At 41.2% G+C, this 13,034-nt stretch carries 11 protein-coding genes; all 11 read left to right on the plus strand.

Going from position 1 to position 13,034, the window contains the following annotated elements; genetic code table 11:
- Positions 1–415 precede the first annotated feature (415 nt).
- Positions 416–4,744: a PolC-type DNA polymerase III gene (locus LG336_RS05205; protein ID WP_404331505.1), complete on the plus strand. Its 4,329-nt coding sequence runs from the start codon at positions 416–418 to the stop codon at positions 4,742–4,744.
- Positions 4,745–5,063: 319 nt separating this feature from the next.
- Positions 5,064–5,531 (plus strand): ribosome maturation factor RimP, encoded by a 468-nt coding sequence (rimP, locus tag LG336_RS05210; RefSeq protein WP_404331506.1) that lies wholly within the window; start codon positions 5,064–5,066, stop codon positions 5,529–5,531.
- Between the two features lie 77 nt (positions 5,532–5,608).
- A complete protein-coding gene (gene nusA / locus LG336_RS05215) occupies positions 5,609–6,721 on the plus strand; it encodes a transcription termination factor NusA (RefSeq protein ID WP_404331507.1) in 1,113 nt (370 codons plus the stop codon).
- 18 nt (positions 6,722–6,739) lie between these two features.
- Positions 6,740–7,021 carry an RNase P modulator RnpM gene (gene rnpM / locus LG336_RS05220; protein WP_404331508.1) on the plus strand — a complete coding sequence of 94 codons (282 nt, stop codon included), beginning with the start codon at positions 6,740–6,742 and terminating at the stop codon, positions 7,019–7,021.
- Complete coding sequence (locus LG336_RS05225; RefSeq protein ID WP_404331509.1) at positions 7,021–7,320, plus strand: YlxQ family RNA-binding protein; 300 nt, start codon at positions 7,021–7,023, stop codon at positions 7,318–7,320. Before rnpM ends, LG336_RS05225 begins: the two co-directional genes overlap by 1 nt.
- Before the next feature lie 19 nt (positions 7,321–7,339).
- On the plus strand, positions 7,340–9,703 hold the full coding sequence (gene infB, locus LG336_RS05230; RefSeq protein ID WP_404331510.1) for a translation initiation factor IF-2: 2,364 nt from the start codon (positions 7,340–7,342) through the stop codon (positions 9,701–9,703).
- Complete coding sequence (locus LG336_RS05235; protein ID WP_404331511.1) at positions 9,703–9,984, plus strand: DUF503 domain-containing protein; 282 nt, start codon at positions 9,703–9,705, stop codon at positions 9,982–9,984. Before infB ends, LG336_RS05235 begins: the two co-directional genes overlap by 1 nt.
- Before the next feature lie 20 nt (positions 9,985–10,004).
- The gene (gene rbfA / locus LG336_RS05240; RefSeq protein WP_404331512.1) at positions 10,005–10,370 is read left to right on the plus strand and encodes a 30S ribosome-binding factor RbfA; all 366 of its coding nucleotides are present in this window, start codon (positions 10,005–10,007) and stop codon (positions 10,368–10,370) included.
- Positions 10,371–10,464: 94 nt separating this feature from the next.
- Positions 10,465–11,385, plus strand: a complete 921-nt coding sequence (gene truB / locus LG336_RS05245; protein WP_404331513.1) for a tRNA pseudouridine(55) synthase TruB — start codon at positions 10,465–10,467, stop codon at positions 11,383–11,385.
- A 34-nt stretch (positions 11,386–11,419) separates the two neighbouring features.
- A complete protein-coding gene (ribF, locus tag LG336_RS05250; RefSeq protein WP_404331514.1) occupies positions 11,420–12,370 on the plus strand; it encodes a bifunctional riboflavin kinase/FAD synthetase in 951 nt (316 codons plus the stop codon).
- A 126-nt stretch (positions 12,371–12,496) separates the two neighbouring features.
- The gene (rpsO, locus tag LG336_RS05255) at positions 12,497–12,766 is read left to right on the plus strand and encodes a 30S ribosomal protein S15 (protein WP_090742057.1); all 270 of its coding nucleotides are present in this window, start codon (positions 12,497–12,499) and stop codon (positions 12,764–12,766) included.
- The last annotated feature ends 268 nt before the right edge of the window (positions 12,767–13,034 follow it).

Genomic DNA, 13,034 nt, shown 5'->3' on the forward strand with positions numbered 1-13,034 from the left:
TTCCGGCTATTTGCAAGAATGGAGTTCGTTTCGAAAGATATAAGGGAAGATTTTCCGCTTGTTATAAATAAAAATCCCCCATTTTCACGTCTTTCGAGTAAATAAGCGGAATCTCTCCGCTTATTTAGGCTATTTTCATTACTATTAAGCTAATTAAGCGGAATTTTTCCGTCTATTATGAGTGGACTAATCCATTGTAATCAATAAAAATTTACCAATACTAAATTCAAATCCTACTTCTAATCATTTCCTTCATTTTTCTAGTTCCCACAAGCGATCAAACAAGAGTTTTATGTTATAATTACCTTTGCCAAAAAAATATGCGAAAAGATTACTAGTTACCCAAACTACCCATTCATGACGGAATCTCCCTTGATGGTAGTTTTTATTTTATTTAATAGATAGGAGGGAAACAATGACCGATCTTTCCTCTAAAAAGAAAGAAAGTTTTCAGGTGCTCTTGCAGCAGCTGCAATTAACAGAAGATGCGATGGTGCAACACTTTAGAGATGCACTAATTGACCGAGTGGTGGTTGAAAAAAAGCAGAAAAAATGGCATTTCTTTTTTCAGTTTGAGCGTATCATTCCCAGTAGCCTGATGAGTCGTTTTACGACTCAACTCGAAAGAAGCTTTTCTCATATCGCCAATGTTACGAGTACCTTTAATGTGCTCGACCAGTCCGTAACCGAAGAGATGGTACATGACTATTGGAAGCATTGTGTTCAGGAAATTGATGGGATGGCTCCGCCGTTATTAAACCTACTGAATGAACAGGTTCCAAAGGTTCAGGGACACAAAGTGGTTTTAAATGTTCGGAACGAAACGGAAGGAATGGCGATTAAGAGTAAGTACAGTGGCATCCTTGCTACTATATATCAATCCTATGGTTTTCCACCCCTGTCAATTGATACAGTAGTTAATCAAGACCCTTCGGCTAATAACGACTATGAAGAGTTTAGAAAAGCGAAAGAAAAAGAAGACCAAGAACGTGCTTTAATGGCGATGGTAGAAATGCAGAAGAAAGACGCTGAGAAAGACCAAGGCGATGCTGGAGTTCCTAATGGTCCTGTTTCAATCGGTTTGACGATAAAGGATGATGCTGATCTCCGTCGTCTAGAAGAGATCGTGGATGAGGAACGCCGTGTAACCGTTGAGGGTTATGTATTCCATGCTGAAACGAAAGAGCTTCGTAGCGGAAGAACACTTTTAACCTTTAAAATAACCGACTATACAAGTTCCATCATGGTAAAAATGTTCTCCCGTGACAAAGAAGACGCTGCGATTTTCCAAGTTGTTAAAAAAGGCATGTGGTTAAGGGTTAGAGGAAGCGTCCAAAATGATACCTTTGTTCGTGATTTAGTGATGATGGGAAATGATGTCAATGAAATTAGGCCGAAGCTGCGCCAGGACAAGGCACGTGAAGGGGAAAAGCGTGTAGAACTCCATCTTCATACTCCAATGAGTCAAATGGATGCGGTTAGCAGTGTTAGTGATTTAGTTTCTCAGGCGAAAAAATGGGGGCACTCGGCCATAGCGATTACCGACCATGCTGTCGGACAATCCTTCCCTGAAGCATTTGGAGCAGGAAAGAAGAACGACATTAAAATCCTTTATGGTGTGGAAGCCAATCTCGTGGATGATGGTGTCCCTATTGCCTACAACTCTGCACATCGCCTGCTAGCCGACGATACGTATATTGTTTTTGACGTTGAAACAACCGGCCTTTCTGCAGTTTACGACACCATCATCGAGCTTGCAGCAGTAAAAGTTCAAAATGGAGACATTGTTGATCGGTTTGAGTCTTTTGCCAATCCACACCGTAGACTATCAGCAACCATTATCGAACTTACCGGGATAACCGACGATATGGTTGAAAATGCTCCAGAAGTAGACGATGTCTTAAGGAAATTCCACGAATGGATTGGGGATGCCATTCTAGTTGCTCATAATGCCTCATTTGACATGGGCTTTTTAAATACTGGCTGTAAAAAAATCGGCATTGGCAAACTGCCTAATCCAGTAATTGACACCCTTGAATTAGGCAGACTGTTATTCCCAGATATGAAGAATCACCGATTAAATACATTAGCAAAAAAAATGGATGTTGAACTTACACAGCATCACCGTGCGATCTATGATGCGGAAGCAACGGGATATATTTTGATTAAAATGCTCAAGGGAGCAGCGGAAAAGGGCATTGAGTATCATGATCAAATGAATGATTATATGGGTCAAGGGAGTGCCTACAAGCGAGCTCGACCACATCATTGTACTTTGCTAGCGCAAACGGAGGTAGGACTCAAGAATTTATTTAAGCTTATTTCAATCGCACATCTAAACTATTTTTACAGAGTTCCTAGAATCCCAAGATCAGTCTTGCAAAAGTATCGTGAAGGCATTCTAGTCGGCTCAGCATGTGATAAAGGTGAAGTATTTGAAACGATGATGCAAAAATCAATGGAAGAAGCTGAGGAAGCGGCACAGTTTTATGATTATTTGGAAGTCATGCCGAAGCCTGTTTACTCCCATTTGATTGAACTTGAGCTAGTTCGCGATGAAAGATCGCTTGAAAACATCATTACCAATATCGTCAAACTTGGAGAGAAACTTAATCTCCCTGTTGTCGCAACAGGGAACGTTCATTACTTAAACCCTAATGATAAAATATATCGTAAAATTTTAGTGAACTCTCAAGGGGGAGCGAATCCGCTTAATCGTCATCGCCTCCCTGATGTGCATTTCCGAACAACGGATGAAATGCTCGATGAGTTTTCTTTCCTTGGCAAAGAAAAGGCAAAGGAAATAGTCGTCACTAACACAAATAAAATTGCTGACATGATTGATGTCATCAAGCCTATCAAGGATGATCTCTACACCCCGAAAATTGATGGGGCCGATGAAGAGATGCGTAACATGAGTTATGGAATGGCAAGGAGTATTTACGGAGACGAGCTGCCAGAAATCGTTGAGGCTCGTCTTGAAAAAGAATTGAAGAGTATCATCGATAATGGATTTGCCGTTATTTATCTGATTTCTCATAAGCTTGTAAAGAAATCTCTTAATGACGGATACCTCGTAGGTTCGCGGGGATCGGTAGGATCATCGTTTGTTGCAACCATGACCGAGATTACCGAGGTTAACCCATTGCCACCGCATTATGTTTGTCCTAAATGTAAAAAATCAGAGTTCTTCGATGATGGTTCAGTAGGATCTGGTTTTGACCTTCCGGATAAAGATTGTCCAAACTGTGGGATTCGATACACGAAAGATGGCCATGATATTCCGTTTGAAACCTTCCTTGGTTTTAAAGGGGACAAGGTTCCAGATATCGATTTGAACTTTTCCGGAGAATACCAGCCACGTGCCCATGACTATACAAAAGTCTTGTTCGGTGAGGACAATGTATATCGTGCGGGTACAATTGGAACCGTCGCTGAAAAGACGGCCTATGGCTATGTGCGAGGCTATCAAAATGATAATAACTTGCATATGCGCGGAGCGGAAACAGACCGGCTAGTAGCTGGTTGTACGGGCGTAAAAAGAACAACAGGGCAGCATCCAGGTGGAATTATCGTTATTCCAGACTATATGGATGTGTATGATTTTTCACCCATTCAGTATCCTGCGGATTCACTTACGTCTGAGTGGCGGACGACCCATTTCGACTTCCACTCGATTCACGATAACGTCTTGAAGCTTGATATTCTAGGACATGATGACCCGACGGTTATCCGGATGCTTCAAGATTTAAGTGGAATCGATCCAAAAACGATTCCGACAGATGACCCTGAGGTAATGAAAATATTTAGCAACACGCAATCTCTTGGTGTTACCGAAGAGCAAATCATGTGTAAAACAGGCACGTTTGGGATTCCTGAGTTTGGAACGCGATTTGTCCGCCAGATGCTTGAAGATACGAAACCCACAACCTTCTCTGAGCTCGTCCAGATTTCTGGACTTTCACATGGTACGGACGTTTGGCTCGGAAATGCTCAAGAGTTAATTCACAACAATGTGTGTACGTTAAGTGAAGTAATTGGTTGTCGTGACGATATTATGGTTTACCTGATCTATCAGGGCCTTGAACCATCCTTTGCTTTTAAAATTATGGAATCGGTACGTAAAGGAAAAGGCCTATCGGATGAGATGGAAGAAGAAATGCGTAAAAATAAAGTACCGGAATGGTATATCGATTCTTGTAAAAAGATAAAATACATGTTCCCGAAGGCACACGCGGCAGCGTATGTTCTTATGGCTGTTCGGATTGCTTATTTCAAAGTGCATCATCCGCTTTTATATTATGCAGCGTATTTTACGGTTAGAGCGGAGGACTTTGATGTGGATGCGATGGTTCGTGGTTCACAAAGCATCAGAGCGAAGGTTGAAGAAATAAATGCCAAGGGACTTGATGCCTCTACAAAGGAAAAGAACTTGATGACGGTTATGGAGTTAGCATTAGAAATGTGTGAACGAGGCTACTCATTTAGAAAGGTAGACCTTTACCGTTCGAGTGCAACTGATTTTATTATTGATGGTGATTCGCTAATCCCACCATTTAATGCTATTCCTGGCTTGGGTACAAACGCCGCACTCAACATCGTTAAAGCACGAGAAGCAGGAGAGTTCCTTTCTAAAGAGGATCTCCAGCAGCGTGGTAAGGTTTCGAAAACCATTATTGAATTCCTTGATAATCATGGCTGTCTGGAAGCACTACCTGACCAAAATCAGCTATCATTGTTTTAAAATAGGAGGCAGGGTGTCTTAGAGGGTTGCTGAAACTTCCCTCTGAGGCACCCTTTTTATTAGGTTTTTATTTCCATATTCTTGTGTGTAGAAGGGGAGCACCTTAGTGTTAACAGAGTAAAATCAAGGGAGGACAAGCGCTCGCGGCGCCTAATCTGTTTGCATTAAAATTCTGGTTATGTTATATTTTTATTGGAAATACTAAGGATAACTCTGGCAGATAAGAGTGGGGAAACCCGCTCTTTCTTGTTTGTATGCCCTTTTCGGGATGTATTTACAATAGAACGGGAAGAGCCCATTCCAAAAGGAGGGATAAAAGATGAGCAAAGTGACAGAAGTTGTCGAGGATCTTTTGACACCTATATTATCGAATCTAGACCTTGAATTAGTGGATATAGAGTATGTAAAAGAAGGAAAGAACTGGTTTCTACGAATTTACATAGACAAAGACAGTGGCGTCGATATCGAAGAGTGCGGGCTAGTCAGCGAACGTCTAAGTGAGAAGCTTGATGAACTTGATCCGATCCCACATAACTACTTCCTTGAGGTATCATCACCTGGGGCAGAGCGTCCACTGAAGAAAGAAAAAGATTATCAAAAGGCGATTGGGAAAAATGTATTTATTAAAACATATGAGCCTATTGATGATGAAAAAACATTCGAAGGCACTTTGAAAGCCTTTGATGGTGAAAGTGTAACAATTGAAGTGAAAATTAAAACAAGAAAGAAAGAAATCATTGTGCCATTTGATAAAATTGCCAGTGCACGTTTGGCAGTCACATTCTAACTTAAACAAATATTGGCATGAATGAACAGCCTTATGAAAAATATAATTGTAAGAATCTAAAGGGGGATATGAATCTCATGAGCAGTGAATTATTGGATGCTCTGATTGTGCTTGAAAAAGAAAAAGGCATATCCAGGGATGTATTGATTGATGCAATTGAAGCTGCATTAGTCTCGGCATACCGTCGTAATTTTAATCAGGCTCAGAATGTGCGTATTGATTTGAACCTCGAAAACGGCTCAATGCGGGTATTCGCTAGAAAAGAAGTTGTAGAGGAAGTATTTGACCCCCGTCTTGAAATTTCCATTGAAGAAGCACAACAAATCAACCCTAACTACGCAGTGGAAGATGTTGTAGAATTGGAAGTAACACCGAAGGATTTTGGTCGAATTGCTGCTCAAACAGCTAAGCAAGTGGTTACTCAGCGAGTTCGTGAAGCAGAAAGAGGAATCATCTATTCTGAATTCATAGACCGTGAAGAAGATATCATGACAGGGATTGTTCAAAGACTAGATGCAAAGTTCATTTATGTGAGTCTTGGTAAAATTGAAGCAATCTTACCTGTGAACGAGCAAATGCCGAATGAACAATATAAGCCTCACGACCGAATTAAGGTTTTTCTTACAAAAGTAGAAAAAACAACAAAGGGTCCGCAAATTTTCGTTTCAAGAACTCATCCAGGACTTTTAAAAAGATTGTTTGAGATTGAAGTTCCGGAAATTTACGATGGTACGGTTGAAATCAAATCCGTTGCCCGTGAAGCGGGTGACAGGTCCAAAATATCCGTCCATTCTGATAACCCAGAGGTAGATCCTGTTGGGTCTTGTGTCGGTCCTAAAGGAACAAGGGTACAGGCAGTGGTGAATGAGTTAAAGGGCGAGAAGATTGATATTGTAAAATGGTCAGAGGATCCGGTCATTTTCGTAGCCAATGCCTTGAGTCCATCAAAAGTTCTTGATGTAATTGTAAGTGAGGCAGATAAAGCGACAACTGTTGTCGTTCCGGACTATCAGCTTTCGCTGGCAATTGGAAAAAGAGGACAGAATGCGAGACTTGCGGCTAAACTGACGGGGTGGAAAATCGATATCAAGTCAGAAACGGACGCTCGTGAAGCTGGAATCTATCCTCGTGAAGATGGTGCGCTTTTAGAAGGATATGAGGAAGACTATTCTGACGAAGAGTTAGATTAAGGGAAGAGGTGGATGAGCGTGAACAGCCGTAAAAAAATTCCGATGCGAAAATGTGTCGCAACCGGTGAAATGAGACCGAAAAAAGAACTCATCCGGATTGTTCGCTCAAAAGAGGGAGAAGTATCCATTGACCCGACTGGAAAGAAATCAGGCAGGGGGGCGTATCTAACAAAAGATAAGGATACTGTCATGCTTGCAAAGAAAAGAAATATTCTTTCTAAACAGTTGGAAGCGAGCATAGACGAGTCAATTTATGATGAGCTTCTCGACCTTATAGAAAAGGAGAAACGACCAATCTGATGAAGGATCAGTGGATGTCATTGCTTGGCTTAGCCAATCGAGCGCGTAAAATTATTTCTGGGGAAGAGCTAACCGTTAAAGAAATTAGAAACGGTAAGGCAAAGCTAGTACTATTGTCTAAGGATGCATCTTTCAATACTCAAAAAAAGATTACAGATAAATGTAATTCCTATCAAGTGCCATATAAACTGGTAGAGGATCGGTATAAGCTCGGCCAGGCAATCGGGAAAGAAGCCCGTGTGGTTGTTGCCCTACTGGACGATGGGTTTGCAAAGAAACTGTTGACGTTGCTCGATTAATTCTAGCGGGGGTGAAAATATGAGCAAAACACGCGTGTACGAATATGCAAAAAAGCATAATGTATCGAGTAAAGACGTTATTACAAAATTAAAAGAAATGAACATCGAAGTTTCAAACCATATGACGGCAATTGAAACAGATACCGTGAGGAGATTAGACGCCATTTATAATAAAACAATTGATAAGCAACCTCAGTCACAGCAGTCAAATCAACAACAAAATCAAAGACCATCAGGTCAAGGCCAACAACAAAGACCATCAGGTCAAGGTCAACAAAGACCATCAGGTCAAGGTCAACAGAGACCATCAGGTCAAGGTCAACAGAGACCATCAGGCCAAGGCCAACAGAGACCATCAGGCCAAGGTCAACAGAGACCATCAGGTCAAGGCCAACAAAGACCATCGGGTCAAGGCCAACAGAGACCATCAGGTCAAGGCCAACAAAGACCATCAGGTCAAGGTCAAGGTGGTCAAAAGAGACCAGGTCAAGGTGGTCAAGGCCAACAAAGACCGGCTGGTCAAGGTCAAGGAAATAAACGCAACAATTATAATAAATCAAAACAAAACAACAATCGCGGGAAACAAAATCAGACACATACCCCTCAACCGCAAGTTAAAAAGGAAAAAGAACTTCCAGCAAAGATTACTTTTAGCGAATCTTTAACGGTTGGTGAGCTTGCTAAAAAGCTACACCGTGAACCTTCTGAAATTATCAAAAAGTTGTTTATGCTTGGTGTAATGGCAACAATTAATCAGGATCTGGATAAAGATGCGATTGAGTTAATCTGTACCGATTATGGTGTCGAAGTTGAAGAGGAAATCCTTGTGGATACAACGGATCTTGAGGTTTATTTCTCAGAAGACCAAGAAGCGCAGCTTAGCGAACGTCCACCAGTTGTTACGATTATGGGGCACGTTGACCATGGGAAAACAACCCTTTTAGATTCAATCCGTCATACGAAGGTAACTGCAGGAGAAGCGGGTGGAATCACCCAACATATTGGGGCTTACCAAGTTGTAGAGAACGGCAAGAAAATTACGTTCCTTGACACACCAGGCCATGCTGCCTTCACAACAATGCGTGCTCGTGGTGCAAAGGTTACCGATATTACCATTCTTGTTGTAGCAGCAGATGATGGCGTCATGCCGCAGACGGTTGAAGCCATTAACCATGCAAAGGCAGCCAATGTACCAATTATCGTCGCTGTTAATAAAATGGATAAAGAGGGAGCTAACCCCGATCGTGTGATGCAGGAACTGACTGAGCATGGTCTTGTATCAGAAGCTTGGGGAGGCGAAACCATCTTTGTTCCAATATCAGCTCTTAAAGGAGAAGGTATTGACAGCCTACTTGAAATGATTCTCCTAGTAAGTGAAGTTGAAGAATATAAGGCGAATCCAAATCGTACGGCAATTGGAACGGTTATCGAGGCTCAATTAGATAAAGGCCGTGGGTCAGTTGCGACGTTACTTGTCCAAAATGGTACTCTTAAAGTGGGCGATCCAATTGTTGTAGGAAATACTTATGGACGTGTTCGCGCCATGGTGAATGACGTTGGCCGCCGTGTTAAGGAAGTAGGACCGTCTGCTCCTGTTGAAATAACAGGCCTTAACGATGTTCCGCAAGCTGGTGACCGTTTTGTTGTTTTTGAAGATGAAAAGACAGCGCGTCAAGTTGGAGAAGCCCGTGCAACTCATGCTCTACAAGCACAAAGATCTGAAAAGCAAAAGATTAGCTTAGATAATTTGTTCGAGCATATGAAGCAAGGTGAAATGAAGGACTTAAATCTAATTGTAAAGGCTGATGTTCAAGGTTCCGTAGAGGCTGTTGCAGCAGCGTTACAAAAATTGGATGTAGAAGGTATCAATGTCCGTATTATTCATACTGGTGCAGGCGCAATCAATGAATCTGATATTACCTTAGCGGCTGCATCAAACGCAATTGTAATTGGTTTCAATGTTCGTCCTGACACTAATGCAAAACGTGCTGCTGAAGCCGAAGAGGTCGATATTCGCTTACATCGCATTATCTATAAAGTTATTGAGGAAATTGAATCCGCAATGAAAGGGATGCTTGATCCTGTTTATCAAGAGAAAACAATCGGTCAAGCTGAAGTACGTCAGACTTTCAAAGTATCAAAAGTTGGTACAATTGCAGGTTCATATGTTACAGATGGGAAAATTACCCGTGATAGTGGCGTACGCTTAATCCGTGATGGCATTGTTATCTTTGAAGGCGAAGTCGATGCTCTTAAACGTTTCAAGGATGATGCAAAAGAAGTAGCTCAAGGTTACGAGTGCGGAATCACGATTAAAAACTTCAATGATATGAAGGAAGGCGACGTCATCGAAGCATATATCATGGAAGAAGTGGAACGTTAATGATTGTAGGACTCGCTTCCTGTGAATGCATCATTTACGATGCTCACTCCTTAAAGGATAAAAGAGCGGTCTTGCAGCGTATTCTAACAAGACTGAAACAAAAGTATAATGTTTCAGTTTCGGAAGTGGATTTCCAGGATGTCTGGCAGCGGACAAAAATCGCTATTGTGGCGGTTTCTTCCGCTCGGCAGGCAACTGAAAGGGAAATACAAAATGCCCTTCAAATGATTGATTCGTTTCCTGAAATAGAACGAACCATTACAGATATTGAATGGCTTTAATTTGACTGAGGTGATCGAACATGGCCCATAGGGTAAATCGTGTTGGAGAGCAGATGAAGAAAGAACTTGGTGATATTATCGGCCGTAAAATCAAAGATCCCCGCATTGGTTTTGTAACGGTTACGGATGTCGAGGTAACAGGTGATCTTCAGCAAGCAAAAGTATTTATCTCGGTTTTAGGAGACGAAGAGCAGAAAGAAAACACATTAAAGGCGTTAGCCAAAGCGAAGGGATTTATTCGTACCGAAATCGGACAACGAATACGCCTTCGCAAGACGCCAGAGATTAGTTTTGAATTTGACCCGTCCCTAGAGTACGGTAACCGAATTGATACACTTCTTCACCAGGTTCATAATAATAACGATGAAAAAGAACGGGAAAATTAAGATAAAGAAAAATGGATAGACATAAATGTCTATCCATTTTTTCGATAGTTTGCCCTTGGAAGGGCGCTTACGCTTTTCTAGTTAGGAGGAAACAATGGAAGGAATTCTACCGTTATTTAAACCAGCAGGAATGACATCGCATGATTGTGTTTTTCGTTTACGAAAAATTTTAAAGATGAAACGAATTGGACATACAGGAACCCTTGACCCTGATGTAACTGGAGTATTGCCTATTTGCCTTGGCAGGGCGACAAAAGTTGCCGAATATATTACGGATGCAGGGAAGGCTTACGAAGGCGAAGTGACAATTGGCTTTTCAACAACCACTGAAGATGCTTCAGGGGATAGTGTGGAAACAAAAGAAATAGATAGGGTTTTTACTAGGGCAGAAATCCTTGATGTTCTTCAGGGGTTGACAGGAGAAATCGAGCAAACACCCCCAATGTACTCTGCAGTCAAGGTTAATGGGAAGCGGCTTTACGAATATGCTCGTCAAGGAATTGATGTTCAGCGTCCATCTAGAATCGTTCAGATTTACAAGATTGAGTTGCTTGATGACCGGGAAACATTTTCTGGAGATACAGTTTCCTTCCGTTTTAGAGTAAGCTGTGGCAAAGGAACCTATGTGAGAACCCTTGCGGTCATGATAGGAGAGGCTCTTGGCTATCCAGCACATATGTCATACCTTCAACGGATTCAGTCTGCGACAATGACGCTTGACGATTGTTATACCTTTGAGGAAGTTCAAGAACTAGCCGAAAAAGGTGATGTCGAGAAGGTATTAAAGCCACTTGAGGATGGAATTTCTCATTTGCCGAATGTCAAAATAAGTGATACAGTAGCAGAGAAAGTGAAAAATGGTGCATTACTGGATATTCCACCCGAGTTATTAAATGAGGATGGCCCGATAGCTGTTTGTCAGACAAATGGGAAGGTGTTAGCGATTTATCGAAAGCATCCAAGGAAGCCAGGATTACTTAAACCGGATAAAGTGCTTAGAAATAATCAATTATGATACATAGGCTTAGTCAGAAAAGGTGAGTATTAAAGTGGAATTAATTAAATTGAACCACCCTCATTCATATAAAAAAGAAGAGTTTTCGCCACAGGTAATGGCTCTTGGATATTTTGATGGTGTCCATCTTGGTCACCAAGAGGTCATTAAAGAAGCAATGAAGATTGCGTCGGACGAAGGGATGAAAAGTGCGGTCATGACCTTTGATCCACATCCTTCTGTTGTCCTAGGGAGAAGAGTTCAACATGTTGAATACATCACGCCCATCGAAGAAAAAATTCGGATTATTCAAAAGATGGGGGTGGATCGTTTATATATCGTCCATTTTACTCCTCAATTTGCCAATTTATTGCCACAAGAATTCATTGATGACTATATCATTCAATTGAATGTTAGGCATGTAGTGGCAGGTTTTGATTACACGTATGGAAAAATGGGAAAAGGAACGATGGAAACCATCCAATTCCATTCAAGAGGTCTGTTTGTTCACACTGTTGTACCAAAGCTTTCCGTGGAAGGGGAAAAAGTAAGTTCTACCTTAATCCGGAAGCAGCTTCGCGAAGGGAGAATGGATTCCATCCCAACACTTCTTGGTAGGCACTATACGACAAGTGGAATTGTTGTCCATGGAGACAAACGTGGGAGAACAATTGGGTTTCCAACTGCAAATGTCGAGGTTTCAGAAGAATTTATTTTACCAGTCACAGGTGTGTATGCTGTTCAAATCTATGTAGCCGGTAACTGGCATCAAGGTGTCTGTAATGTAGGATATAAACCAACCTTTAATTCTGAGCAGGCTGCTAAACCGACTGTAGAAGTTCATATCTTTGATTTTAATCAAGATGTGTACGGCAAAGTCGCTATCGTTGAGTGGCATAAAAAAATTCGTGATGAGCAAAAGTTTCCGGGAATTGACGCATTGGTTTCTCAAATTAATCAAGATAAGCATAGTGCCCTTCAATACTTTGAAAAACACTACGCATAGACTTGCTTTTTTACCTAAAAAGTTGTATTCTAATTAACGTACCAAAAAGAAAAGAACCTTTGCTTGGCAAGTCGAGTCACCGACGCTTGCTCGGTAACAGGGGATATTAAGTAGGAGGTGAATCGGATGGCAATCACAAAAGAACGTAAAAATGAACTAATCAATGAGTTCAAGACACACGAAAACGATACTGGTTCTCCAGAAGTTCAAATCGCTGTCCTGACTGCAGAAATCAATGCATTGAATGATCATTTACGTACTCACAAGAAGGATCACCACTCACGTCGTGGCCTTTTAAAAATGGTAGGTAAGCGTCGTAATCTTTTAACGTACCTTCGTAATAAAGATGTTACACGTTACCGTGACTTAATCAACAAGCTTGGTTTACGTCGATAATTTGTAAAAAGCGGGATTTTTCCCGCTTTTTTATTGTGTAAATAAAAGGTTTGGGTATAAAATTAATAACATATCCTTGTTCATTTTAGAGATTGTTTTTTCTGTACATAATAATAATGGAGCAAGTCTTCAGGACAGGCTTTAAACCAGACTGAAGAGGAATAATTTTAAGCAAGAAATGTACAGCGATTCAAATCGCTGTCACTATACATTGAATGTACATTGCAGCAGAAAAAGAGTGTAAGGGTGCTGCAAACGGATTCAGTAA

Source organism: Mesobacillus maritimus, assembly GCF_044803185.1.
Taxonomy (GTDB): Bacteria; Bacillota; Bacilli; order Bacillales; family Cytobacillaceae; genus Mesobacillus_B; species Mesobacillus_B maritimus_B.

Bases quoted from the DNA above. Each gene is read 5' to 3' on its own strand.
- infB (WP_404331510.1), top strand. From the start codon at position 7,340: ATGAGCAAAACACGCGTGTACGAATATGCAAAAAAGCATAATGTATCG.
- rpsO (WP_090742057.1), top strand. From the start codon at position 12,497: ATGGCAATCACAAAAGAACGTAAAAATGAACTAATCAATGAGTTCAAG.
- truB (WP_404331513.1), top strand. From the start codon at position 10,465: ATGGAAGGAATTCTACCGTTATTTAAACCAGCAGGAATGACATCGCAT.
- nusA (WP_404331507.1), top strand. From the start codon at position 5,609: ATGAGCAGTGAATTATTGGATGCTCTGATTGTGCTTGAAAAAGAAAAA.
- rbfA (WP_404331512.1), top strand. From the start codon at position 10,005: ATGGCCCATAGGGTAAATCGTGTTGGAGAGCAGATGAAGAAAGAACTT.
- LG336_RS05235 (WP_404331511.1), top strand. From the start codon at position 9,703: ATGATTGTAGGACTCGCTTCCTGTGAATGCATCATTTACGATGCTCAC.
- LG336_RS05225 (WP_404331509.1), top strand. From the start codon at position 7,021: ATGAAGGATCAGTGGATGTCATTGCTTGGCTTAGCCAATCGAGCGCGT.
- LG336_RS05205 (WP_404331505.1), top strand. From the start codon at position 416: ATGACCGATCTTTCCTCTAAAAAGAAAGAAAGTTTTCAGGTGCTCTTG.
- rimP (WP_404331506.1), top strand. From the start codon at position 5,064: ATGAGCAAAGTGACAGAAGTTGTCGAGGATCTTTTGACACCTATATTA.